Origin of the sequence: Phycicoccus avicenniae, assembly GCF_018139485.1 — a bacterium.
Taxonomy (GTDB): domain Bacteria; phylum Actinomycetota; class Actinomycetes; order Actinomycetales; family Dermatophilaceae; genus Phycicoccus; species Phycicoccus avicenniae.
In genome coordinates, this window is record NZ_JAGSNF010000020.1 from 1 (window position 1) to 23,118 (window position 23,118).

Consider the following 23,118-nt stretch of genomic DNA (forward strand, 5'->3'; position numbering starts at 1 on the left):
CTCGGGCTCCGGGTCGCGTGGGCCTCCTCGGGGGACCACGGTGACGTCGTCGCCCCGGGCGGGGGTGCCCGGGCCGGGCCGGTCGGTCTCAGCGCCGGGGCGGCGGCGGGGGGGGGGGGCCCCCCCCCCGGGGGGCGGGGGGGGGGGGGGGGCCCCGGGGGGGGCCCCCCCGGGGGGGGGGGGGGGGGGGGGGGGGGGGGGCCCGCGGGGGGCGGGGGGGGCCCCACGCCTGCCAGGGTGTCCCTCGTAGGTCATGAGTGCCAGCGTCAAGCCCCGGCTCGCTGGTCGGCAACCCTCCTCCGCGGTGGGGTGCTCCGGGTGACGACCTGGTCGACGTCGCAGCGGCGCCGGCAAGCGCGGGATCCCACGGCACGCCCGGGGTCCTCGGACCTCCAGGAGGCCATCGTGTCCATCGCCCAGCCGTCCCTGTCCGCCCTGCCGACGCTCGCCCGCGCCCGCCGCGGCCTGCACGTCGTCGAGGCCGCCGCGACCTCGCCCGTCCCGGAGCGCGCCGCCGTGACCGGCCTGCCGGAGGTCGTGCGCGCGGCCCCCGTCCCGGTCCTCGGCGGAGGTCTCGTCGACGACGCCCCGCTCGACCACGGCGCGTCGACCCCCGCCCTGCGCGCGGTGCTCGACGCCGTCGACGCGGCCACCCGCACCTACGCCTCGGTGCACCGCGGCCAGGGCTGGCTGTCGCGGGTGACGAGCGCCCACTACGAGGCCGCGCGGGCCGAGGTCGCCCGCTTCGTCGGGGCGCGCGCCGACGACGCCGTCGTCCTCACCCGGAACACGACGGACGCCGTGAACGTCCTCGCCCGCGCCCTGCCGGAGGGCACCCCGGTCGTCGTCTTCGACTCCGAGCACCACGCGGCGCTGCTGCCCTGGCCGGCCGCGACGACGCGCCGGCTCACCGTGCCCCGCAGCCACGAGGAGGCCCTCGGCCGCCTCGACGCGACGCTCGCCTCCCTCGAGCCGGGCCTGTTCACCCCGCTCGTCGTCGTCGCCGGCGCCTCGAACGTCACGGGCGAGCTGTGGCCGCTCGAGCGGGTCGTCGCGACCGCCCGCCGGCACGGGGCCCGGGTCCTCGTCGACGCCGCCCAGCTGGCGGCGCACCGCCCGGTCGACCTCACCGCCCTCGACGCGGACTGGGTCGTGCTGTCCGGGCACAAGCTGCACGCACCGTTCGGCGCCGGGGCGCTCGTCGGGCGGGCCGACTGGCTCGACGCCGCCCCGCCGTACCTGCCCGGTGGCGGGGCGAGCGCCGAGGTGACGGCCGACGGGGTGCGCTGGGCGACCGGGGCCGCGCGGCACGAGGGTGGCACGCCCAACGTCCTCGGCGCCGTCGCCCTCGCCGCGGCGTGCGCGACGATCGACCGGCACCGCGCCGCCGTCGAGGACCACGAGGCGGCGCTGACCCGCCGGCTGCTCGACGGGCTGCGGGCGACACCCGGCGTGCGGGTCCTGTCGGTCTTCGGCGACGACGCCGACCGGGGCCCGGTCGCGGCGTTCACCGTCGACGGGCTCGACAGCCACCTCGTGGCGACGGCGCTCGCCGCCGAGCACGGGGTCGCCGTCCGGGCCGGGAAGTTCTGCGCCCACCGGCTCGTCGACACCCTCCTCGCCGGCGGTGGCACCGACGACGCGACGGCCGTGCGCGCGAGCGCCGGGATCGCGACGACGCCGGAGCACGTGGAACGGCTGCTCGCGGCGGTCGCGACGCTCGCGGCGGACGGGCCGGGTGCGGAGTACGTCCTCGAGCCCGGGGCCGGCTGGGTGCCCGTGCACGACGACCGGGAGCTCGCGGTCGACCGGCTCTGGTGAGGCCCCCCGCGGGCGGGGACACCTCCGCCCGCGGGGGGCGTCCCGTCGCGCGGTGCAGGGGGGCCGCGACGACCGGGACGCCGCGCCCACGGGCGGAGGCGGTCTCATGACGGCCGCGGGACACCGCTCCCGGGTCCCGCGACGCCACCATGGTGCTCGCCCGCGACGCGCCGCACGTCATGGGCACGTCAACGGACCGTCATGATCCGCGCAGACCGCCGCCCGCCGGGGCCCGGTCGGGCCGAACCGGTCGCGACAGCCGTCCTCGCGGCGTCATGCTGGGGCCGCCGCCCCGAGGTGGGGAGGCGTTCGTCCCGGACGGGATCCCGAGGAGGCCACCGTGCGCACCGCCGCCCCTCCCGCCCGGCCGACGGCCGGGACCCGTGGAGCGCCGGGGTGGGGCGCGCCGGGGTGGGGCGCGCCCGGGTGGGACGCGCCCGGGTGGGACGCGCCGGGCTCAGCGGGCGGTCGGGACGCTCACCTGAACGCGCAGCCCGCCGAGGTCGGAGCGCCCGAGGTCGACCGCACCCCCCGCGTCCACCGCGATGCGGTGCACGATGTCGAGCCCCAGACCGGTCGAGCCCCCGCGGCTGTCCCCGCGCCCGGACCAGGGGTGGACGAGGCCGGGCCCGGCGTCCTCGACGACGAGGACGGCCCGCGAGGCGGAGCGGACCGTGGTGATCCGGGCGTCGGTGCCGTCGGGGGTGTGCGCGAAGACGTTGTCGAGGAGCACGTCGAGCAGCTCCTCGACCGCGGACTGCGGCATCGCGACGACCGCGGCCGCCCCGTCCTGGGACAGCACGAAGGTCCGCTCCTGGTCCTCGGCGAGGGCCTGCCAGAAGGCGACCCGGGCCGCGACGACGGCGGCGACGTCGGTGTGCTGGACGAGCTCGGTGCGCACCGGTCGTCGGGCCTCGTCGACGACCTCGTCGATCCCGGCCGACAGGGTGTCGACGTGGCGCTGCAGCCGCGCCGCGAGCTCGCGGTCCTCGACGAGGTCGGCGTCGAGCCGCAGCGCGGTGACCGGGGTGCGCAGGCGGTGGCCGAGGTCGGCGACGAGCTCACGCTCCGCGGCGACGAGCTCGTGGATGCGGTCGGCGAGGGCGTTGAGGGAGCGGCCCAGCTCCGCGGTCTCGCTCGGACCGCCGGGCACCGCGCGGGCGCTCGCGTCACCGGCCCGCAGGCGCTGCGCGACGTCGGCGACCTCGGTGACGGGGACGGAGATCCGGCGTCCGAGGCTGCGGGCCGCGAGCACCGACCCGCCGACGAGGACGACGCCGAGCGCGAGGACGAGGGCCGAGGCCTGGACGACGCCACGGCGCAGCTCCTCGGGAGGGACACGGGCGACGACGACCGAGACCCCCTCGGGCATCGCGACCGGCACGACGGCGTCGACGCCGGCCCCGCTCTCGGCGGTGAACGCGGCCTGCTGCTCGCGGGCGCCGAGGACGTGGTCGTGGGCGGCGTCGTCGAGCGGTGGGGCGTCGGCGCCCGGGGCGGCGCCGCGGGCGGAGACCCGGCCGAGCACCCGGTCGTCCGGTCGCACGACGGCCACCGGTGGCCCCTGGGAGGCGGCCGTGACGAGGGCCCGGGCGAGCCGGCCGTCGTCGTCGACCGTCGCGACGAGGGTCGCGGTGCTGCGGGCCTGCTCCTGCGCCAGGCCCACCGCACGGTCCTCCGCGAGGTCGGCGACGAGGACGAGGAGCGGCACGACGAAGGCGAGGACGACGGCCGACGTCGTCGCCGCGACGAGCCAGGTGATCCGTCGGGTCATGCGGGGGTCGGCGCGCCACCGGCGCCGGCGGCGGCCCGCGAGCCGTCCTCGGGTGCGGTCAGGCGCACCCCGACGCCGCGGACGCTGTGCAGGTACACCGGATGAGCCGCGCTCTCGCCGAGCTTCCGGCGCAACCACGACAGGTGGACGTCCACGGTGCGCTCGCTGCCGCCGTAGGGGAGGTTCCACACCTCGGTGAGCAGGTCGCGCTTGCGGACGACCTCGCCGGGACGACGCATGAGGTGGACGAGGAGGTCGAACTCGCGCCGGGTGAGGTCGAGCTCGGTCCCGCGCAGGCTGGCCCGCCGGGCCGCGGGCTCGGCGACGAGGTCACCGACGGCGACCGCGTCGTCCGGGGCGGCGCCGTCGCTGCGGCGCAGGACGGCGCGCATCCGGGCCTCGAGCTGGTCCATCGTGAACGGCTTGACGACGTAGTCGTCGGCGCCGGTGTCGAGGGCCTTGACGACCGTCGTGTCGTCGTCGCGGGCGGTGACGACGATGACCGGTGTTTGCCGGACCGCCCGCAGCATCGACAGCAGGCTCTGGCCGTCGAGGTCGGGCAGCCCGAGGTCGAGCAGGACGAGGTCGGGACGGGTGTCGAGTGCCTCCTGGAGGCCGACGAGACCGGTCGGGGCGCTCGCGACCGCGTGGCCACGGTCGGTGAGCGACCGGACGAGGCTCGCCCGGATCGACGGGTCGTCCTCGATCACCAGCACGTGCGTCACGACGAGGACGCTAGTGCAGGACCGGGGTGGGGGCCGTGAGGGCGCGCCTGCGCGCCGCCGCCGCGCTGCTGCTCGGCTGGGTGCTCGCCGTCGTCGCGGCGGGGTTCCTCACCTCCGTCGTCGTCGGGCTCGTCGGCGAGGTCGCCGCTCCGGGCGCCGCGGGCGCACCGCCGCGGGTGCCGGGGGTGTCGGGCCCGGGACCGGCGGCGCCGTCCGACGCCGGTCCGGACGAGTCGGCCGGCCCCTCCGCGACGCCGACGTCGGAGGACTCCGCGGAGCCGCCCGGGGACGCCGGCGAGCCCCCGCGGGACACCGGCCCCGGTGCGGCGGGCGGAGCGGAGCCGGCGCCCGGGTCCGGGGGCGCGGCCGGGCGACCGCCGGACCCGGGGACGCCGTCGCCCGCGATGCCCACCCCGCCGTCGACGTCCGGGCCGGGGGCCGCCCCGGGTCCGGCGGGTCCGACATCGGCCCCGACGGCAGGTCCGGCGGCGCGGCCCGCCCCCGGTCCCACGCCCTCGGGAGCCGCGAACCCGGACCCCCCGACGGAGCGCAGGTCCTTCGTGACGCCCGGCGGCACCGTCGTCGTCGCCTGCCGCGGCGGTCGCACGACGATCGCGTCGGTCACGCCCCGCGACGGGTGGCGCTACGACGTCCGTCCCGCCGGCGGGTCCTCGGCCGTCACCGTGGCCTTCTCCGCCCGCGGTGCCGGCGACGTCGTCCACGTCGACGTCGCGTGCCGCGGCGGCCGGCCGGTCCGCACCGGCGGCGGCACGACGCCCGGACCGCCGGCCGGTGTGGTCCTGCCCTCCCCGGCCGGTGTCGTCCTGCCGTCGACGGCCGCCCGCGGCTAGCCTTCCGGGGTGCCCACCGCCCTCGTCACCGACTCCACGGCCTACCTGCCGGAGGACCTCGTCACGGGTGCCGACGTCCGGGTCGTGCCGCTGCACGTCGTCGTCGGCGGGCGCGAGCACCGCGAGGGGGTCGACATCGACGTGGCCCGCGTCGCCGAGGCCCTGCGCGGCTTCGTCCCGGTGTCGACCTCCCGCCCGGCCCCGGCGGCCTTCCTCGAGCAGTACGAGGCCGCGGCCCGGGCCGGGGCGGACGAGGTCGTCTCGGTCCACCTGTCCGCGGAGCTGTCGAGCACCGTCGGCGGCGCCGAGCTCGCCGCCGCCGCGGCCCCCGTGCCCGTGACGGTCGTCGACTCCCGCGCCCTCGGGATGGTCATGGGGCACGCGGTGCTCGCCGGCGCGCGGGCCGCGGCGACCGGCGCCGGCGCCACGGAGGTCGCGGACCTCGTGCGGCGGACCTGTGAGGGCGCCACCGTCGTCTTCTACGTCGACACCCTCGAGTACCTGCGCCGCGGGGGCCGGATCGGCCGGGCGGGAGCACTGCTGGGCTCGGCCCTCGCCATCAAGCCGATCCTCGGGCTCCAGGACGGGCTCATCGTGCCGCTGGAGAGGGTCCGCACGGCGAGCCGGGCGATCGGCCGGATCGAGGACCTCGCCGTCGAGGCGGCCGAGCGGGCCGTCGACGCCGGGGCGGGGGTCGACGTCGCCGTGCACCACCTCGACTCCGCCGAGCGGGCCCGGGGCCTGCGGGAACGGCTCACGGCACGGCTCGGCACCGGGGTCGAGGTCCGGGTCGTGGAGCTGGGTGCGGTCGTCGGGGCGCACGTCGGCCCGGGCACGCTCGCCGTCGCCGTCGTCCCCCGGGTGGCGGGCTGAGCGCCGTGGACCTGCTCCCGCTGCTCGGGCTGTACGTCGCGCTCGCCGTGGGCGGCTACCTCGTCGGGGGGGTCAGCCCGGCGACGATCGTCGCGCGCTCGCTCGGCCGGGACCTCCTGCGCGCGGGGTCGGGGAACCCGGGGGCGACGAACGCCGGGCGGGTGCTCGGTCGCCGGTGGGGGGCGCTCGTCCTCGTCCTCGACCTGCTCAAGGCCTACCTGCCGACCGCGCTCGTCCTGGCGTCCGTCGGGCTGGTCGGTGCGCTCGTCGTCGGCGGGGCCGTCGTCCTCGGGCACGTCGTGAGCCCGTTCCTGCGCGGTCGTGGGGGCAAGGGGGTCGCCTGCGCCGCCGGTGCGGTGCTCGCCGTCGCGCCGCTCGTCGTCGTCGTGGCGGTCGCCGTCTTCGCCGTGGTGTGGGCGGTGCTGCGCGTCGTGGGGGAGGCGTCCGTCGTCGCGACCGCGGCCGTCGTCGTGCTGGGAGCCGCGGCCCTCGGCGGCGTCGTGCCGTGGGTCGAGCGGCCGACCGGGGGCTGGCTCGTGCTCGTCGGGGCGGTCGTCCTCAGCCGGCACGGGCGCAACGTCCGCGCGTGGTGGGCGAGGGTCCGCGGCTGAGACGGGCGTCGTCGGCGCGGGCCGGTCGTCGGAGGTCCCGCGGGGTCGTGGCTGGGGTCGTGCCGGGACGCGGGGTCGGTCGTGGGGGCGGTCGGTCGAGGTGCGGTCGTCCACAGGGTGCGCCGTCGCGGCGGGGCCGTCCACAGATCGACGGTGGCCGGTGACCCGGGAGGCCACCGCTGCCTAGCGTCGCCGTCATGCGCCGTCGACCTGGCCCCGAGCCGATCTCACCGCGAGCCCTGGCCCGTCTCCAGGGCGGCCGCCCCGGCTGGGTGCCGACGTCCGAGGGGCTGGGTCTCGGCAGCGCGGACGGGGACCCACGGGCCCGTGCCGCGGGCGGGCGCCGCGGGCACGACGACATGGTGCCTGCCCCCGGCGCGCGGGACGGCGTCGTGAGCGGGCGCGCACGAGGGCACGACCGGGCCGGCGACGAGGTGCCGGTGCGGCTCCTGCACGACGTGGCCGCGGAGGCCGGTCGAGCACCGTCATGCGCCGGTCGGCACCGCCGCCCCGCCCCACGGGGTGGAGCGGTCCGGCTGCCGACCGCCCTGTCCGTCGCCGCCTGGCAGCCCGGTCGGCTCGCGGTCCTGGGGGTCCTCCTCGTCACCGTCGCCGCCGTCCTCGTCCTCGGGCTCCGGGTCGCGTGGGCCTCCTCGGGGGACCACGGTGACGTCGTCGCCCCGGGCGGTGGTGCCCGGGCCGGGCCGGTCGGTCTCAGCGCCGGGGCGGCGCCGGCGGGGGTGCCCGCCGGCGCGGACGTCGTGGGGGAGGGTGGGGAGGGCAGCGGTGGCGACGCGGCCGCCGGTGGCCCGCCGACCGACGGCGCGCCGGACGGGACGGCACCGGACGGCTCGGTGCCGGAACAGACGACGGCAGGCGGGACCGGCCTCGTCGTCCACGTCGTGGGTCAGGTGGCCGAGCCAGGGGTGCTGCGGCTGCCCGCCGGCTCCCGGGTGTCGGACGCCGTCGAGGCCGCCGGCGGTGCGACGCGCCGGGCCGACCTCGCGGCGCTCAACCTCGCCCGGCCGCTCGTCGACGGCGAGCAGGTGCGGGTCCCGGCTCCGGGGGAGGAGCCGCCTGCGGCCGCGCCGCCGTCCGGCGACGGCGGGGCGGCTGCCGGCACGCCCGGGGCGGCGTCGGCGCTCGTGCCGCTCAACACCGCCGACGTCACCGCGCTCGACGGGCTCCCCGGCATCGGTCCGGTGCTCGCCCAGCGGATCGTCGACTGGCGCACCGTCAACGGCCGGTTCAGCACCGTCGACGAGCTCGCGGAGGTGAGCGGCATCGGTGAGAAGCTCCTCGCGCAGCTGCGTCCCCTCGTCACGACATGACCGGCGACGACCCCGGGCGCGGCCAGGCGTGGGTCGTCGACCTCCGGCTCGCCGCGCCCGCGGTCGGGGCGTGGGTGGTCGCCGCCGTCGCGCTCGGCTGGGGACACTCGGCCCGCTGGTGGCTCGTCGGGGTCGTCGCCGTGTCGTGTGCGGCGCTCGTCGTCGTGCGGCGGGGCGCAGGGCGGGACGCGGCCCCGGGCGGCCCGGGCGTCGCCGGCGGACGGGTCCGTCGCTCCCGCCTCGCGGTGGCCCGCTGGCCGCTGGTGCTCACCGGGCTGCTCGTCGTGCTGCTCCAGGTCGCGGCACTGGCCCAGGACACCCTGCGCACCCGCGGCGGGGTCGAGGACCTCGCCAGGGAGCGCGCCCGCGTCACCGCGGAGGTCGTCGTCACCGGCGACCCCCGCCCGGTCACTGGGTTCGGCGACGAGGAGCGGGTCGTGCGGACCGCGACCGTGCGCCGGCTCGACGCCCGAGGGAGCGTCCGGACCGCGGCGGCGCCGGTCCTGCTCACCGGCGGCACGGAGGTGTCGGCGCCCGCGTGGCGCTCGGTCGTCGTCGTCTCCGGCCGGCTCTCCCCGGCGGACCCCGCCGACGACCGGGTCGCGTTGCTCGCCGTGTCCGGGCCGGTCCCGGTTCTCGCCGCGCCCGGCGCCGTCGCCCGGGGCGCCGAGCGGCTCCGGTCCGGGCTGCGGGCCGCGGTCGACGACGCGCCGGCCGACGCCCGAGGGCTCCTGCCCGGCCTCGTCATCGGCGACACCAGCCGCACCCCGCAGGACCTCACCGACGCGATGCTCGTCACCGGGATGACCCACCTCACGGCCGTCTCGGGCAGCAACGTCGCCGTCGTCGTCGGCCTCGTGCTCGGGCTGTGTGCCGTCGCCGGGGTCCCGCGCCCGCTCCGGCCGGTGCTGGCCCTCGTCGCGCTCGCGGGGTTCGTCGTCCTCGCGCGCCCCGAGCCCAGCGTCGTCCGGGCGGCGGCGATGGGCGCGATCGGCCTCCTCGGGCTCAGCCGGTCGCGCCGCTCGGCGGGGCTCCCGGTCCTCGGTGGCGCGGTGGTCGTCGTCCTCGTCCTCGACCCGTGGCTCGCCCGGTCCTACGGCTTCGCCCTGTCGACGCTCGCCACCCTCGGGCTGCTGCTCTTCGTCCGGCCGTGGGGCGACGCCATCGGTGCGCGCCTGCCCGGTCGGGCCGGCGCCCTCGGCCCGGCGGTCGCGGTGCCCGTCGCCGCCCAGGCGATGACGGCCCCGGTCGTCGTCCTGCTCCAGGGGTCGGTCAGCCTCGTCGGCGTCGTCGCCAACCTCCTCGCCGCCCCGCTCGTTCCGGTCGCGACGGTCGCCGGGGTCACGGCCTCCCTCGTCTCGCTCGTGTGGGGCCGCGGCGCCGAGCTCGTCGCGTGGGTCGGGGTGCTGCCGACGTGGCTCATCGCCCGCGTGGCCCGGGTCTTCGCGCAGGTCCCGGGTGGCACCCTGCCGTGGCCGGACGGCCCGCCCGGCGCGGTCCTGCTCGCGCTGCTCCTCGTCGTCGTCCTGCTCACCGGGCGCGCGGTCGTCGCCGCCGTGCGGGCCCGGCCGGTCGTGTCGTACGGCGTCGTCGCGCTCGTCGGTGCGGCCCTGCTCCCGACGACCCCGGCCACCTGGCCCGACACGGCGTGGCGGGTCGTCGCGTGCGACGTCGAGCAGGGTGACGCCGTCGTGCTGCGCTCCGGGGAGTCCTCGGCCGTCCTCGTCGACACCGGTCCGGACCCGGCCCTCGTCGACGGCTGCCTCGACCGGCTCGGCGTCGACGTCCTCGACGCCGTCGTCCTCACCCACTTCCACGCCGACCACGTCGACGGGCTCACCGGCGCGATGCGGGGGCGCGAGGTCCGTCAGGTGCTCGTCAGCCCGGTCCGCGAGCCCCCGTCGGGCGCCACGGCGGTGGACCGCGTCGCCGCCTCCGCCCAGGTGCCGGTCGTGCCGGTGCGGGCCGGGGACCGGCTGCGCGTCGGCGACCTCGACGCGCAGGTCTGGGGCCCGTGGCGGCGGATCGGGTCCGGGTCGGTCGCGAACAACGCGAGCGTCGTCCTCGCGGCGCGCTCCGGCACCGTCGACGTCCTCCTCCTCGGGGACGTCGAGCGCGAGGCCGCCCGCGACCTGCTGCTCCGGCTGCGCCGCGAGCCCTCGATGGCCGCGACCGCCGCGGGGCTCGAGGTCCTCAAGACCCCGCACCACGGCAGCGCGAACCTCGACGAGGACCTCATGGCCGCCGTGCGGGCCCCGGTCGCGCTCGTCAGCGTCGGCGCCGGCAACGACTACGGGCACCCGGCGCCGGCGCACCTGGCGCTGCTGCGCGCGCTCGGGTCGGCGGTGTACCGCACGGACGAGCGGGGCGACGTGGCGGTCGTCGAGGCGGGCGACGGGGTGCGGGTCGTGACCCGACGGTGAGCGGGCCGACCGTGTCGGCCGGGAGGGCCGCCTCGCTCAGATCGACCAGGCGGGTTCGGGCATCCGCGTCGTCGGGGCCCGGGACTGCCCGGCCGCGCTCGCCGCCAGTGCCTCGAGGGTCGCGGCGACGGCCGGCACCCGGCTGAGGTCGTCGGTCGTCACGGCGGTGATCGTGCGGCGGGACGCGGGCTCGATCGGCAGGGCGACGACGTCCTCGTGGTGGACGGTCCGCAGGATGAGGTCGGGGATGAGCGCGACCCCGAGGCCCTCGGCGACGAGCCCCATGACGGCGACGTAGTCCTCGGTCTCGTACGCGACGTCCGGGCGGAACCCGGCGCCGGAGGCGAGCTGGACGAGGTGGCCGCGGCAGCGGGGACAGCCGGCGATCCACGGGTCCCCGGCGAGGTCGGCGAGCGGCACGGTCTCGCGGTCGGCCACCGGGTGCGAGCGGGGGACCGCGAGCCGGACCTCGTCCTCGAGGAGCGGGGTGATGACGAGCCCGTCGAGGTCCTGCTCGCCGCGCGCGACGTCGGTGCCCTCGTAGGCGAAGGCGACGGCGAGGTCGCACTCGCCGGCCCGCAGCGCGGCGAGGCTCTCGGGCGGCTCGGCCTCGGTGAAGCCGATCGTCACGTCGGGGAAGCGCTCCTTGACGAGGGCGAGCGCGCGCGGGACGAGCGTCGCCGACGCCGACGGGAAGGCCATGAGCCGCACCCGGCCGCTGCGCAGGCCCGCGATGGCGGCGACCTCCTCCTCGGCGGCGTCGAGCGCGCTGAGGACGGGGTCGGCGTGCCGGGCCAGGACGCGGCCGGCCTCGGTGAGCCGGACGCTGCGTCCGGTGCGCTCGACGAGGACGGTGCCGGTGCGCTGCTCGAGGCGGCGGACCATCTGCGAGATCGCCGGCTGGGTGTAGCCGAGCGCCGCGGCGGCGGCGGTGAAGCTGCCCTCCTGGGCGATGGCGCGCATGACGCGCAGCCCTGCGGCGTCGATCATGGGGACCATCCTATAAGGCGGCGTTATCCACCGGGCCAGGCTCGGCGAGGACGCGGTGCGGGGCCGGTGGACCGGCCGTGTCGTCGCCCGCATCCCGGGTCGGGTGGGACACCCGGGGCGGGGACTGGGATGATGGGCCGGATGCCGTCCGTCACCCCGCAGCACGCCGCCGGGGTCGTCCGTACCGTCGACCGGGTCGGAGTGACGCCCCCGTGGGCCACTCGCACCCCGCCCCCGGAGACGCGCGACCCCGAGGCCGTCGCGCGCCTGGCGCGAGTCCTCGCCGAGCACCCCGGGACGCTCGTCCTCACCGGGGCGGGCATGTCGACCGACTCCGGCATCCCCGACTACCGCGGCCGCGACGGCACCCGCCGGGTCATGCCGATGCTCCACGCCGAGTTCTGCGCCTCGACCGAGAACCGGCAGCGCTACTGGGCCCGGTCCTACGTCGGCTGGCAGCGCTTCTCCGCCGCCGCGCCGAACCCGGCGCACCGGGCCGTCGCCCGGATGCAGCAGGCCGGGACGCTCGGCACTGTCATCACCCAGAACGTCGACGGCCTGCACCAGCGGGCCGGCAGCCCGGCGGTTCTCGACCTCCACGGCAGCCTCGCCGAGGTCGTGTGCCTCACGTGCGGCGACCGGACCCCGCGGGTCGACCTCCAGCAGCGCCTCGACGAGGCCAACCCCGGCTTCGACGGGCTCGTGCGCGGTGAGGCCGACGACGGGTCGCAGGTGAGCAGCCAGATCCGGCCCGACGGCGACGTCGTCCTCGCCGACGAGCACGTCGCGACGTTCCGCCTCGTCGACTGCGTCGTCTGCGGCGCCGACACCCTCAAGCCCGACGTCGTCTTCTTCGGCGGTGTCGTGCCGAAGGACCGCGTCGAGGAGTGCTTCGCGCTCACCGACGCCGCGCCCGCACTGCTCGTCCTCGGCTCCTCGCTCGCCGTGATGTCCGGGCTGCGGTTCGTCCGTCGCGCCGCCCGCCGCGGCATCCCCGTCCTCGCCGTCACCCGTGGGCCGACCCGCGGCGACGAGCACATGACCGTGCGGGTCGACGGTGACCTCGCACCCACCCTCGACCGTCTCGCACCCCAGGAGCAGACCCCGTGACCCGCATCGTCCTGCGCACCGCCACCGAGGAGGACCTCCCGGCCATGGCGGCGATCTACAACCAGGCCATCGAACGCACGACGTCGACCTTCGACGTCGAGCCCCGGCCGGACGACAACTACCAGGCACGGGTGGCGTCCGAGCGCTCCGGCGACCACGTCGTCGTCGCCGAGATCTCCGGTGAGGTCGTCGGGTACGCCTTCAGCAACTCCTACCGGCGCCGACCGGCGTACGACACGACCCGCGAGGTGTCGGTGTACGTCGCCGAGGGCCAGCGCTCGCACGGCCTCGGCAGCCGGCTCTACGACGACCTCATCCGCCGGCTCGACGCCGACGGCATCCACACCATCGTCTCCGTCATCGCCCAGCCGAACCCGGCGAGCGAGAAGCTGCACCGGGCGATGGGCTTCGACCACGTCGGCACGCTGCGCGAGGTCGGCTTCAAGTTCGGCAAGTGGGTCGACACGGCGCTCTGGCAGCGGATGCACCCGGACCTGTGGGACGAGGCGAAACTGGAGTCGCAGCGGCTCGAGTTCGAGAAGCGCGAGGCCAACCGGAAGACCCGTGACGCCGAGCTCGCCGCGCAGCCCGACCCCGCCGACGCGGGCGCCGACGCCTGAGAGCCGGTCGTCCGGGCGCGTGCTACAGCGCGGTACTCGTCGTGATCACGACCGGTACCGCGCCGTAGGACGCGCCGCACAGCGCGCTCCTGGCTCCGGTCGCGGAACGGCGAGCAGCCCCTCAGGCGTCGCGGGGCTCGTGGATCGGCTCCTTCGGCAGCCGCTTGACCTTGCGGGTGCGCCGCGGGCGGCTCGGGATCATCGAGCGCATCTCCTCGAGCTTGCCGAAGCAGAGCAGCCGGTCGCCGGCCTCGAGGACGTGGCTCGCGTTCGGGTTGGGGATGACGCTCGTGCCGCGGTGCAGCGTGAGCGCGGTGATGTCCCGCTCCCGCAGGCCGGACTCGCCGAGCTTGCGTCCGATGAGGTCGGCCGCCTCGAACACGGCGATCTCGGCGACGCCGTACCCGGTCGAGACGGTGAGCCGCTGGCGCACGTCGATCTCGGGGAAGGCGACCTGGTTGTCGATGTGGTCGATGATCGCGCCGGCGACGTCGAGCTTCGTCGCGGTCTCGATGCCCTCGAGCCCGGGGGAGGAGTTGACCTCCATGACGAGCGGCCCCTCGGCGCCCTCGAGCATGTCGACCCCGGCGACCCGCAGCCCCATGATCTGGGCCGAGCGCACGGCGACCTTCTCGAACTCCGGGTCCAGGTCGACCTTCTCGACCGACCCGCCCCGGTGGACGTTGGAGCGGAACTCGTCGCCCTTGGCGACCCGGCGCATCGCGGCGACGACCCGGTCGCCGACGACGAGGGCGCGGATGTCGCGGCCCTTGCTCTCCTTGACGAACCGCTGGATGAGCACCTGCTGCTTGGTGCTCGACAGCGTCTCGATGATCGCCTCGGCGACCTTGATCTCCGGGGCGAGGATGACGCCGATGCCCTGGGTGCCCTCGAGCAGCTTGATGACGACGGGCGCGCCGCCGACCCGCTCGATGGCGGGGATGACGTCGGCCCGGTCCCGCACGAAGGTCGTCGCCGGCATGCCGATGTTGTGCCGCGAGAGGATCTGCGTGGCGCGCAGCTTGTCGCGCGAGTTGGCGATCCCCCACGAGGTGTTCGGCGTGTACACGTCCATCTGCTCGAACTGCCGGACGACGGCGGTGCCGAAGTACGTGATGGAGTTGCCGACCCGCGGGAGGATCGCGTCGTACGTCGACAGCCGCTTGCCGCGGAACTGCAGGTCCGGCTCGTCCCCGGACAGGTCGATGCCGAACCGGAGCGTGTTGAGCACCTTGACCTGGTGGCCCCGGTCGGCGGCAGCGGTGCGCAGGCGCTGCGTACTGTACGAACGTGGTGCGCGGGAGAGGATCGCGAGCTTCATGACTTCCCGGTCGGAGAGGACGGACAGTGACTGGTAGCGGTCGGACGACGTCTGACAGCCCCCTCATCCTTGCAGGATGGCGCGAGTGGGTGAGCCTTCCGGGGGTGGACGTTCCCTGGGTCAAGGCCAAGCTCGACACCGGCGCCCGCTCGTCGGCCATCCACGCCTTCGACCTCGAGGACGGACTGAAGGAGGGGGAGCGGTGGGTCCGCTTCCAGGTCCACCCGTGGCAGGCCACCGACGAGGACGCCGCCGTCGTCGAGTGTCCCGTCCTCGACGTCCGGGAGGTCCGGTCGTCCTCGGGGCACGCCGAGGAGCGCTACGCGGTCGCGATGGACCTCACCCTCATGGGCCGGACCGTCACCGCCGAGATGACCCTCGCCCGGCGGGACGAGATGGGCTTCCGCTGCCTCGTCGGCCGGGAGGCGCTGCGCCAGGGGTTCGCCGTCGACCCGGGCTCGTCCTACCTCGGCGGACGGCCGCCGCTCGCGCTGCGTCGCCGTAACCGGGGCCGCGGCTGATGCCCCGCGAGTCCTTCGAGATCGGCCCGGTCCGGGTGCGGGCCGGCCGTCGCCAGTCGCTCGCCCTGCCGATCACCCGCCTCGTCACCGGCGCCGACGTCGACCTGCCGGTGCGGGTCGTCCACGGCCGCGAGGAGGGTCCGACGATCTGGCTCGACGCCGCGATCCACGGCGACGAGGCGGTCGGTGTCGAGGTCGTCCGCCAGGTGCTCGCCGGGCTCGACCCGAAGACGCTGCGCGGGACGATCGTCGCGGTCCCGATCGTCAACGTCCTCGGCTTCATGACGGGGTCGCGCTACCTGCCGGACCGCCGCGACCTCAACCGGTCCTTCCCGGGGTCGCCGCGCGGGTCGCTCGCGGGACGGATCGCGCACCTGTTCATGACCGAGGTCGTGCAGCGGTGCACCGTCGGCATCGACCTGCACACCGGCTCGGACCGGCGCACGAACCTGCCGCAGATCCGCGCCGACCTCGAGGACCCGGGGACGCGGGCGCTCGCCGAGGCGTTCGCGGCGCCGGCGATGCTGCACGCCCGGCTGCGGGACGGCTCGCTGCGGTACGCGGCCCGCGAGCGGGGTGCGAAGGTGCTGCTGTACGAGGCGGGGGAGGCGTGGCGGATGGACCCGTGGGCGGTGCAGGCCGGCGTCGTCGGCGTGCAGCGGGTGCTCGCGGCGCTCGGGATGACCGACCCGGTCGAGGAGGAGCCGCCGCCCCCGTCTGCCGTGTCGTGGCGCAGCGGCTGGGTGCGGGCACGCGGGACGGGGATGCTGCACCTCGAGGCGACGCTCGGCCAGCGGGTCGAGAAGGGGGAGCGGCTCGGTGGGCTCTTCGACAGCTTCGGCAAGCGGGTGCGGCTCGTGCACGCCGACCGGGCGGGCATCGTCGTCGGGCGGACCGAGGCGCCCCTGGTGAGCAGCGGCGACGCCGTCGTCCACATCGCCGAGGTCGAGGACCAGCCGCCGGCCTGACCCGGCGCGCTCGTCCGGCACCGACGACGCACCGCCCCCGACCGGGGAGGGGCGGGGGCGGTGCGTTCGGGGCGACGGGTCAGATGCGGCGCAGGACGGCCGTCACCTTGCCGAGGATCGTCGCGTGGTCGCCGTCGATCGGCTCGAAGGCCGGGTTGTGCGGCATGAGCCAGACCTTGCCGTCCTTGCGCTTGAAGGTCTTCACGGTGGCCTCGTTGTCGAGCATCGCGGCGACTATCTCGCCGTTGTCGGCGACGGCCTGCTGGCGGACGACGACCCAGTCACCGTCGCAGATCGCCGCGTCGACCATCGAGTCGCCGACGACCTTGAGGAGGAACAGCGAGCCCTCGCCGACGATCTGCTTCGGGAGCGGGAAGACGTCGTCGACGACCTCCTCCGCGGTGATCGGGACGCCGGCGGCGATCTGTCCGAGGACCGGCACGTACGAGGCCTCGGGGCGCTCGTCGCCGATGCCGGTGACGTCGACGTCGTCGGTCGGCTCGGGGGCGCGGCGGTAGCCCGACCCCTCGGAGTCGGGGGAGACGACCTCGATGGCGCGCGGGCGGTTGGGGTCACGGCGCAGGTAGCCCTTGCGCTCGAGCGCCGAGAGCTGGTGGGCGACGGAGCTGGGGGAGGTGAGGCCGACGGCCTCGCCGATCTCGCGCATGCTCGGGGGGTAGCCGCGGCGGTCGATGGCGTTGCGGATGACCTCGAGGATCTTGCGCTGACGGTGCGTCAGCTCCCCGCCGTCCCCGCGGTCCGGCATCTCGTGGATGTCGGCGTTCCTCGGACGTGCCATGTCGACCCCTTCGCTCCCGGACCCGGTCATCGACCGAGCGCCCGACGGTGTTTTCCCAGGTCAGCGGGCCTGTCGGTGGCGACCGGCACCATTCCTGGCATGCGGAGAGCGTACGAGACCCGAACAAAGAATTCAAACATTCATTCGACGCGTGTCTTGTCCGGCTCGAACATCCGTGCTACAACTCGTACAGACGTTCTATCGAACAGCCATTCGATCCACGGTGGTTCGATCGACAGCAGCCAGGTCGGCAGCAACCAGGTCGACGGGCAGAGGGTGGCGTTGGCCGCCGGGATGGAGGACCAGATGAGTGCGATCGCGTGGGAGCCCGCGGACCGGTACGTCGTCCCTGCTCCGCGACGGCCCCGGCTGACCGTCGTCCCCCACCCGGCGCCGGCGGTGGCCCCGAGCGGGGCGGTCCGCCTCACGGCCCGTGGCCGGCTCGTCCTCCTCGTGCTCGCGGCGCTCCTCGTCGCGTCGGTCCTCGGGTTCCGCGGTCTCGGCGGCGCGGACGCCGCGCAGGCCGAGCAGGTCGTGACGGTGAGCCCCGGCCAGACCCTGTCCGAGATCGCCGCGGCCGAGCTGCCGTCGATGACGATCAGCCAGGGCATCGTCGCGATCCAGGTCGCCAACGCGATGAGCACGGCGCAGGTGAGCGCCGGCCAGGAGCTCGTCATCCCGCGGGGCTGACCCGCACGCGCCGGGCGGCGAGCGTGCCGTCCCGCGCCCCACAGACGTCCGAGTCCCTCGACCCGGCTCAGGACGACGGAGGGCGCCGCGATCCCCTCACGGTGGACGCGGCGCCCTCCGTGCTGTGCACGCCGCCGACCCCGGCGCGACGCCGATCGCCCGTGCTGTGACGCCTCGGGCGCCGGGCGGGTCTCCCGGCACGCGTCCAGCCGACGCGCTCGTCCGTTCGGCCGAGCGGGGGTCGACCGTCCCGGTCGGGCCTGCCGTCTGCTCGGCCACCGGTGCGCGTCGCGGCTGGTCGACGGGCCACCGGCGGTCACAGACTTCTCGGCATGCGACAGCGTCGGCGGAGCGCCTCACGGCCCAGCCACCACCCCACGGTCCACTGCGGTGGCGCCGGCCGGTGGGTCTGGTCGTGCGGGTGCGGCGCCCGCGGTGTCGCGGCCTCGGGCGGCTGGCACCACGCGTACACGGCAGCGCTGGTGCACCAGAGCCTCAGCCCGAGCGAATAGGTGCGCGACCCGGGAGCAACAGAGGGTTCCCGGGTCGCGTGCCTCGCCGCCGGCGCCCTCTCTCGCGCGGCGTCGACGGCATCCTCCTCAGGGGGCGTCACCCGGGGCCGCTCCGGGGCCCGGGTGACGCGCCTCGAGGTCCGCCCGCGGACAGAGCCCGACGGCATCGCCCCCCAGGGAGCGCCGGCACCACCACTGGCCCGCGACGTCGACCCTCGACCGCGTCGCCGCACGCCACTAGCCTCGGGCGGGTGCGCGCGGCGGTGACGACGAGGTACGGCGGCCCGGACGCCGTCGAGGTCCGGGACCACCCCGAGCCCGTCCCCGCTCCCCACGACCTGGTCGTCCGCGTCCACGTGACGACCGTCAACCGCACGGACTGTGCGTACCGCGCCGCGCACCCGTGGTTCATGCGGGCCGTCACCGGCCTGCGGGCGCCCCGGGTGCGGGTCTGGTGGACCGAGTACGCCGGTGTCGTCACGCGGGTCGGGTCCGAGGTCACCGCCTTCGCGGCCGGGGACGTCGTCTTCGGCTACGCCGAGGGTCGCTTCGGCGCCCATGCGGAGCTCGTCGCCGTCGCCGACGACTCCATGGTCGCGACGGTGCCGCCCGGGGTCGGCCTCGATGCCGCCGCCGCGGCGACGGAGGGTGGTCACTACGCCCTGTCCTTCCTGTGGCGCTCTGGGGTGCGCCCCGGCGACCGGGTCCTCGTGCACGGGGCGACGGGCGCCATCGGCTCCGCGACGGTCCAGCTGCTCCTCGACCTCGGCGCCGACGTCACGGCGACGGCGCCGACCGAGGGGGTCGACGTCGTCCGGGGTCTCGGCGCCCGGCGTGTCGTCGACTGGCGGCGTGGCGGCATCGGCGGGGCGGTCGGCCCGTTCGACGCGGTCCTCGACGCTGTCGGCCGGAGCACCTTCGCGCAGTGCCGCCCACTGCTGGCTCCCGGCGGCACGTACGTGTCGTCCGAGCTCGGGCCCTTCGCCCAGAACCCCGTGCTCGCCCTCGCGACGCCGCTGGCCCGGCGGCGACGCGTGGTGTTCCCGCTCCCGGTGGAAGGCCCGCAGGTCATCGAACACCTGCGCGCGCGGCTGGCGGCCGGGACGTTCCGTCCGCTCCTGGACCGGACCTACCCGCTCGACGACATCGCCGACGCCTATCGCCACGTGGAGACCGGGACGAAGGTCGGGTCCGTCCTCGTCCGCGTTCGTCCGCCCGAGGAGGACCCGCCGCTCAGCCCAGGGTCCGGCGCATGACGAGCCGGGGCATCCCGCTCGCCGTCGCCTCGGTGGTCCCGACGACCTCGAACGCGGCCGCCTCGAACATGGACCGTGTCCCGACGAACGCCATCGTCGTGTCCATCCGGCCTGCCGGGTCCGCGGGGTAGGCCTCGACCGCCGGCGCCCCGTGCTCCGCCGCGAAGGCGACCGCCCCCTCGATGAGCGGCCGCGTCACCCCCTGCTTCCTGTGTCCGCCCCGGACGACGACGCACACGACGCTCCACACCGGCACCTCGTCGATCGGGCGGATCTTGGTGCTGTGCACGAGCCGCGGGATGTCGGCCCGCGCCCCGACGTTGCACCACCCCACCGGTACCCCGTCGCGGTACGTGACCACCCCCGGCGGGACGTCCCGCTCGCAGAGCGCGCGCGCCGCCGCCTCCCGGCTGTCCCCGCCGAGCTCCTCGATCTCGCGGGCCCGCAGCCGGTGCGACAGGCACCAGCAGTGCGTGGCGCGCCGGTTCGGGTTGACGACGTCGGCGAAGTCCTCGAACCGGCCCGGTGTCACCGGGTGGGTCTCCCAGACGGGGTCGCTGCTCTCGGCCATGCGTCAGCCAACCACGGAGCACCGACAGCCGGCGCGACGACGTCGTCAGACCTCGAGCGCCACGACGAGGGCGCACCCGGCGAGGACCGCGACGACGGGCGTCCTGACGAGCCGCTCGGGACGGCTGCGCGAGACGCCGTTCACGGCGACCCCGAGCACCAGGTACGCGACGAGCACCCACGTGCCGACCCCGACGCCGGGGGCGTCACCACCCGGGAGCACCCCCGACCGGGCGAGGACGAGCCAGGAGAAGGCCGCGTAGAGGACGACCGACACGGCGCTGCCGACCCGCAGCCGCCGGGGCAGCACCTCGTGCCGGCCTCCCCAGACGAGCCGCCCGAAGGGCCTACCCGCGGCGACGAGGACCTGCAGCACGGACAGTGCGGCCATGAGCACGGTGAACACCACCGCGGCGGCGGTGCTCACCGCCCGACCTCGGCGGCCAGGCGGGCCTGCAGTCCGTCGAGGACGATCTCGAGCCCGTACTCGAACTCGTCCCCGAACCGGTACCCCGGCTCGCCCAGCAGATGGCCGAGCATGCCGACCAGGTGCGGGTACTCCGCCACCTCGACCGACAGGCCTGCGGCGTACTCCGCCTCGCCGCCGACCTCCTCGAAGGGCAGGTTCTGCTCGGTGACCACGAAGCCGTAGACGTAGGCGTCGAGCACCGAGAAGGCGTGCGCGGCCAGGCGCATCGGGAACCCGTTGCCGACCAGGCACGCGACGACCGCGTCGTGGTGGCGCAGCAGCGAGGGGCCGGGGACCGGCCGTGACTCGATGAGGCCGACTGCCCACGGGTGCGCCCCGAGCACCGACCGCGCCGACCTCGCCCGGCGGGTCATCGCGGTGCGCCAGGGCTCACCCGCCCCGGGCAGCTCGACCTGCGCGAACACGCTCTCGGCGAGGGCGTCGAGCAGCGCGTCCTTGCCCGCGACGTGGTGGTAGAGCGACATCGCCTCGACGCCGAGCTCCTTGCCGACGCTGCGCATGCTCACCGCGGTGAGGCCCCCGCAGTCGGCGACGGCGGTCGCGGCGTCGACGACACGCCCGGTGCTCAGACCCGGCTGGGGGACCACGGCCCGCTCCTCCCTTGACGACTTACAGGTGTAAGTCTACGGTACGGCATCAGGCTTACACGTGTAAGGAGAGCGTCGTGAGGGCAGCGGTGGTGACGGGGTACGGACCCCCGGAGGTCGTGGACGTCGTCGAGGTGGCGGACCCGGCGCCCGGCCCGGGACAGGTGCTCGTCCGGGTCGAGGCCGTGGCGGTGAGCGCCGGGGACGCGCGCATCCGCGGCGCCCGCTTCCCCCGCGGGTTCGGGCTGCCCGGCCGGCTCGCCCTCGGCTGGTCGCGACCCCGGCGCCCGGTGCTCGGGGCGGCCCTGTCCGGGGTCGTCGTCGCGACGGGGGAGGGGGTGGGCGACCTCGCGCCCGGCGACGCGGTGTGCGCGATGAACGGCACCCGGATGGGCGGGCACGCCGAGCTGGCGGTCCTCGACGGCACGCGCGTCGTCCGGCTCCCGGACGGTGTCGACCACCGCACGGCGGCCGGTCTGCTCTTCGGCGGCACGACGGCGCTGCCGTACCTGCGCGACAAGGGCCGGATGCGGCTCGGCGCGCGGGTGCTCGTCGTCGGTGCGGGCGGCGAGGTCGGGACGAGCGCCCTCCAGGTCGCCCGGCTGCTCGGAGGCGACGTGACGGCCGTGACGCACCGGGACAACGCCGACCTCGTCGGACGGCTCGGGGCCACGACCGTCCTCGACCGTGAGGCGACCGACGTCACGGCGCTGCACGAGCGGTTCGACGTCGTCCTGGACACCGGTGGCACGCTCACGCCGCGCACCGGTCGGCGGCTGCTCACCCCGGAGGGCCGGCTGCTGCTCGTCGCCGCGGACCTCCCGCAGACGCTCCAGGCCGTCGGGCGCGTGCAGGCCGGTCCCGCACCGGAGCGGACGGCGGACGTGGAGGCCCTGCTCGGCTGGGCCGCCGCCGGGTCGCTGCGGGCGGTGGTCGACTCCGAGTACGCCCTCGACGACGTCGTCGCGGCGCACGCCCGCGTCGACACCGGGCGCAAGGTCGGCACCGTCCTGCTCCTGCCGAGGGCGTCGCGATGACGGCCGTCGTCCGGGCCTGATGCCGGTCCGCGAGCCTGTGCCCGCTCTCAGCCGGCGGCCGCCTCCACCTGCACGAAGACCCCCGACCGTCGCCGCGCTGCCCTAGCGTCGAGGAGATGCGCGTCGTCAGCCTCATCCCGTCCGCCACCGAGATCCTCTTCGCGGTGGGCGCCGGGGACGACGTCGTCGGCGTGACGTTCGAGTGCGACCACCCACCGCAGGCGCGGGAGCGGACCATCGTGTCGTCGACGACCCTGCCGTCCGGTCTGTCGCCCCGCGAGATCGACGAGGCGGTCGCCGCCGCCGTCGCCCGCGGCGAGGACCTCTACCGGCTCGACGAGGGCGCCCTCGCCGGGCTCGACGCCGACCTCGTCGTCACCCAGGACCTGTGCGCCGTGTGCGCGCTCGACGTCGCGACGGTCGACGACGCGCTCGCCCACCTCGCGTGCACCGCCGACGTGCTGACCGTCGACCCGCACACCCTCGAGGAGGTGCTCGCCTCGGTCGTGACGATCGGCGAGGCCGTCGGCCGGGGCGCCGACGCCGAGGTCGTGGTCGCCTCGCTGCGGGCCCGGCTCGACGCGGTGGCGGCTCGTGTCGCCGGACGGCACCGTCCGCGGGTCGCGGTCCTCGAGTGGACCGACCCGCCGTACGCCCCCGGCCACTGGATCCCCGAGATGGTCGCGCTCGCCGGCGGCGAGTGCGTCCTCGGCGCCCCGGGGGGGCGGTCCGGCCGGGTGACGTGGGAGGACGTCCATGTGGCCCGGCCCGACGTCGTCGTCGTCGCGCCGTGCGGCTACGACCGGGACGGCGCGGCCGAGCAGGCACGCGCGCTCCTCGACGCCGGGCTGCTGCCCGAGGGCGTCACCGTCCACCCGGTCGACGCCGACGGCATGTGGGCCCGCCCCGGGCCCCGGCTCGTCGATGGGGTCGAGGAGCTCGCCGACCTGCTCCACGGTTCCGCGACCGTGCCCGAGGCGCCGGTATCAGCCGCCGCCGCGACCGCCTCCTCGTCGTCATGAGGACGACGACGGTTCGCCGGCCGGCCGCGCGCCGCAGCCACCACCCCGCCGTCACGTGCGACGCGCACGGGCGATGGCACTGGTCGTGCGGGTGCGGCGCCGGGACCCGCTGCGGTGTGAGCAGCTGGCAGGGCGTCGTCACCGCCGCGCTGGCCCACCAGGCGTCCGTCCCGGGGGAGTAGCACCCTCTCCCCGGTCGTCCCCACATGTGGGGGC

22 protein-coding genes and 1 riboswitch are annotated in these 23,118 nt (G+C 76.5%); of the genes, 14 read left to right on the forward strand and 8 right to left on the reverse strand.

The features are described 5' to 3' along the window. Positions 1 to 249: 249 nt before the first annotated feature. Positions 250 to 363, forward strand: a riboswitch (SAM riboswitch). A gap of 42 nt (positions 364 to 405) precedes the next feature. Continuing rightward, positions 406 to 1,821: an aminotransferase class V-fold PLP-dependent enzyme gene (locus tag KC207_RS13600; RefSeq protein ID WP_249138746.1), complete on the forward strand. Its 1,416-nt coding sequence runs from the start codon at positions 406 to 408 to the stop codon at positions 1,819 to 1,821. 457 nt (positions 1,822 to 2,278) lie between these two features. On the opposite strand, the gene KC207_RS13605 is transcribed toward KC207_RS13600, so the two are convergent. Together KC207_RS13605 and KC207_RS13610 are read right to left on the reverse strand one after the other, a co-directional pair. Beyond that, positions 2,279 to 3,595: a sensor histidine kinase gene (locus tag KC207_RS13605; protein WP_211603856.1), complete on the reverse strand. Its 1,317-nt coding sequence runs from the start codon at positions 3,593 to 3,595 to the stop codon at positions 2,279 to 2,281. Beyond that, positions 3,592 to 4,320 (reverse strand): response regulator transcription factor, encoded by a 729-nt coding sequence (locus KC207_RS13610; RefSeq protein ID WP_211603857.1) that lies wholly within the window; start codon positions 4,318 to 4,320, stop codon positions 3,592 to 3,594. Before KC207_RS13610 ends, KC207_RS13605 begins: the two co-directional genes overlap by 4 nt. A 35-nt stretch (positions 4,321 to 4,355) precedes the next feature. On the opposite strand from KC207_RS13610, the gene KC207_RS13615 reads away from it, so the two are divergent. The 5 genes from KC207_RS13615 to KC207_RS13635 all read left to right on the forward strand — a co-directional run bounded on the left by KC207_RS13615 (position 4,356) and on the right by KC207_RS13635 (position 10,409). Next, the gene (locus KC207_RS13615) at positions 4,356 to 5,171 is read left to right on the forward strand and encodes a hypothetical protein (RefSeq protein ID WP_211603858.1); all 816 of its coding nucleotides are present in this window, start codon (positions 4,356 to 4,358) and stop codon (positions 5,169 to 5,171) included. Positions 5,172 to 5,180: 9 nt separating this feature from the next. Further along, positions 5,181 to 6,044, forward strand: coding sequence for a DegV family protein (locus KC207_RS13620; RefSeq protein ID WP_211603859.1), 864 nt, complete (start codon positions 5,181 to 5,183; stop codon positions 6,042 to 6,044). Between the two features lie 5 nt (positions 6,045 to 6,049). Continuing rightward, positions 6,050 to 6,655, forward strand: a complete 606-nt coding sequence (locus KC207_RS13625) for a glycerol-3-phosphate acyltransferase (protein WP_249138747.1) — start codon at positions 6,050 to 6,052, stop codon at positions 6,653 to 6,655. 197 nt (positions 6,656 to 6,852) lie between these two features. Continuing rightward, positions 6,853 to 7,986: a helix-hairpin-helix domain-containing protein gene (locus KC207_RS13630; protein WP_249138748.1), complete on the forward strand. Its 1,134-nt coding sequence runs from the start codon at positions 6,853 to 6,855 to the stop codon at positions 7,984 to 7,986. Further along, entirely contained in the window at positions 7,983 to 10,409 is a 2,427-nt protein-coding gene (locus tag KC207_RS13635; RefSeq protein WP_211603860.1) for a ComEC/Rec2 family competence protein, read from the forward strand. Before KC207_RS13630 ends, KC207_RS13635 begins: the two co-directional genes overlap by 4 nt. 36 nt (positions 10,410 to 10,445) lie before the next feature. On the opposite strand, the gene KC207_RS13640 is transcribed toward KC207_RS13635, so the two are convergent. Beyond that, positions 10,446 to 11,399 (reverse strand): LysR family transcriptional regulator, encoded by a 954-nt coding sequence (locus tag KC207_RS13640; RefSeq protein ID WP_211603861.1) that lies wholly within the window; start codon positions 11,397 to 11,399, stop codon positions 10,446 to 10,448. Positions 11,400 to 11,540: 141 nt separating this feature from the next. Here KC207_RS13640 and KC207_RS13645 point away from each other — a divergent pair, with 141 nt between their 5' ends. Further along, positions 11,541 to 12,509: an NAD-dependent protein deacetylase gene (locus KC207_RS13645; protein WP_211603862.1), complete on the forward strand. Its 969-nt coding sequence runs from the start codon at positions 11,541 to 11,543 to the stop codon at positions 12,507 to 12,509. Next, positions 12,506 to 13,129, forward strand: a complete 624-nt coding sequence (locus KC207_RS13650) for a GNAT family N-acetyltransferase (RefSeq protein ID WP_211603863.1) — start codon at positions 12,506 to 12,508, stop codon at positions 13,127 to 13,129. Before KC207_RS13645 ends, KC207_RS13650 begins: the two co-directional genes overlap by 4 nt. 121 nt (positions 13,130 to 13,250) lie before the next feature. On the opposite strand, the gene KC207_RS13655 is transcribed toward KC207_RS13650, so the two are convergent. Next, complete coding sequence (locus tag KC207_RS13655) at positions 13,251 to 14,450, reverse strand: RimK family alpha-L-glutamate ligase (RefSeq protein ID WP_211603864.1); 1,200 nt, start codon at positions 14,448 to 14,450, stop codon at positions 13,251 to 13,253. Between the two features lie 26 nt (positions 14,451 to 14,476). Here KC207_RS13655 and KC207_RS13660 point away from each other — a divergent pair, with 26 nt between their 5' ends. Further along, on the forward strand, positions 14,477 to 14,971 hold the full coding sequence (locus KC207_RS13660; protein WP_211603865.1) for an ATP-dependent zinc protease family protein: 495 nt from the start codon (positions 14,477 to 14,479) through the stop codon (positions 14,969 to 14,971). Continuing rightward, entirely contained in the window at positions 14,971 to 15,939 is a 969-nt protein-coding gene (locus KC207_RS13665; RefSeq protein WP_211603866.1) for a succinylglutamate desuccinylase/aspartoacylase family protein, read from the forward strand. Before KC207_RS13660 ends, KC207_RS13665 begins: the two co-directional genes overlap by 1 nt. 79 nt (positions 15,940 to 16,018) lie before the next feature. On the opposite strand, the gene lexA is transcribed toward KC207_RS13665, so the two are convergent. Further along, the gene (gene lexA / locus KC207_RS13670) at positions 16,019 to 16,738 is read right to left on the reverse strand and encodes a transcriptional repressor LexA (protein ID WP_211603867.1); all 720 of its coding nucleotides are present in this window, start codon (positions 16,736 to 16,738) and stop codon (positions 16,019 to 16,021) included. Positions 16,739 to 17,044: 306 nt separating this feature from the next. Here lexA and KC207_RS13675 point away from each other — a divergent pair, with 306 nt between their 5' ends. Both KC207_RS13675 and KC207_RS13680 read left to right on the forward strand, forming a co-directional pair. Beyond that, positions 17,045 to 17,428 carry a LysM peptidoglycan-binding domain-containing protein gene (locus KC207_RS13675; protein ID WP_211603868.1) on the forward strand — a complete coding sequence of 128 codons (384 nt, stop codon included), beginning with the start codon at positions 17,045 to 17,047 and terminating at the stop codon, positions 17,426 to 17,428. 763 nt (positions 17,429 to 18,191) lie between these two features. After that, the gene (locus KC207_RS13680) at positions 18,192 to 19,196 is read left to right on the forward strand and encodes a quinone oxidoreductase family protein (RefSeq protein ID WP_211603869.1); all 1,005 of its coding nucleotides are present in this window, start codon (positions 18,192 to 18,194) and stop codon (positions 19,194 to 19,196) included. Here KC207_RS13680 and KC207_RS13685 read toward each other — a convergent pair. From KC207_RS13685 to KC207_RS13695, 3 genes are read right to left on the reverse strand one after another with little or no spacing between them, the layout of a single operon-like run. Further along, on the reverse strand, positions 19,174 to 19,767 hold the full coding sequence (locus tag KC207_RS13685; RefSeq protein ID WP_211603870.1) for a GNAT family N-acetyltransferase: 594 nt from the start codon (positions 19,765 to 19,767) through the stop codon (positions 19,174 to 19,176). The two genes, KC207_RS13680 and KC207_RS13685, sit on opposite strands and share 23 nt — an antisense overlap. 45 nt (positions 19,768 to 19,812) lie before the next feature. Then, the gene (locus KC207_RS13690; RefSeq protein WP_249138750.1) at positions 19,813 to 20,193 is read right to left on the reverse strand and encodes a hypothetical protein; all 381 of its coding nucleotides are present in this window, start codon (positions 20,191 to 20,193) and stop codon (positions 19,813 to 19,815) included. Next, a complete protein-coding gene (locus tag KC207_RS13695; RefSeq protein WP_249138751.1) occupies positions 20,190 to 20,843 on the reverse strand; it encodes a TetR/AcrR family transcriptional regulator in 654 nt (217 codons plus the stop codon). The genes KC207_RS13690 and KC207_RS13695 overlap by 4 nt, the downstream gene beginning before the upstream one ends. A 77-nt stretch (positions 20,844 to 20,920) precedes the next feature. On the opposite strand from KC207_RS13695, the gene KC207_RS13700 reads away from it, so the two are divergent. Further along, positions 20,921 to 21,880 (forward strand): NAD(P)-dependent alcohol dehydrogenase, encoded by a 960-nt coding sequence (locus KC207_RS13700; RefSeq protein ID WP_211603871.1) that lies wholly within the window; start codon positions 20,921 to 20,923, stop codon positions 21,878 to 21,880. Positions 21,881 to 21,996: 116 nt separating this feature from the next. Then, the gene (locus KC207_RS13705; RefSeq protein WP_211603872.1) at positions 21,997 to 22,902 is read left to right on the forward strand and encodes a cobalamin-binding protein; all 906 of its coding nucleotides are present in this window, start codon (positions 21,997 to 21,999) and stop codon (positions 22,900 to 22,902) included. Positions 22,903 to 23,118 lie beyond the last annotated feature (216 nt).

Excerpts from the sequence above, each read along its gene's own strand:
- KC207_RS13705 (WP_211603872.1), top strand. The coding sequence starts at position 21,997 with ATGCGCGTCGTCAGCCTCATCCCGTCCGCCACCGAGATCCTCTTCGCG.
- KC207_RS13645 (WP_211603862.1), top strand. The coding sequence starts at position 11,541 with ATGCCGTCCGTCACCCCGCAGCACGCCGCCGGGGTCGTCCGTACCGTC.
- KC207_RS13655 (WP_211603864.1), bottom strand. The coding sequence starts at position 14,450 with ATGAAGCTCGCGATCCTCTCCCGCGCACCACGTTCGTACAGTACGCAG.
- KC207_RS13605 (WP_211603856.1), bottom strand. The coding sequence starts at position 3,595 with ATGACCCGACGGATCACCTGGCTCGTCGCGGCGACGACGTCGGCCGTC.
- KC207_RS13675 (WP_211603868.1), top strand. The coding sequence starts at position 17,045 with ATGAGTGCGATCGCGTGGGAGCCCGCGGACCGGTACGTCGTCCCTGCT.
- lexA (WP_211603867.1), bottom strand. The coding sequence starts at position 16,738 with ATGGCACGTCCGAGGAACGCCGACATCCACGAGATGCCGGACCGCGGG.
- KC207_RS13665 (WP_211603866.1), top strand. The coding sequence starts at position 14,971 with ATGCCCCGCGAGTCCTTCGAGATCGGCCCGGTCCGGGTGCGGGCCGGC.
- KC207_RS13640 (WP_211603861.1), bottom strand. The coding sequence starts at position 11,399 with ATGATCGACGCCGCAGGGCTGCGCGTCATGCGCGCCATCGCCCAGGAG.
- KC207_RS13685 (WP_211603870.1), bottom strand. The coding sequence starts at position 19,767 with ATGGCCGAGAGCAGCGACCCCGTCTGGGAGACCCACCCGGTGACACCG.
- KC207_RS13630 (WP_249138748.1), top strand. The coding sequence starts at position 6,853 with ATGCGCCGTCGACCTGGCCCCGAGCCGATCTCACCGCGAGCCCTGGCC.
- KC207_RS13635 (WP_211603860.1), top strand. The coding sequence starts at position 7,983 with ATGACCGGCGACGACCCCGGGCGCGGCCAGGCGTGGGTCGTCGACCTC.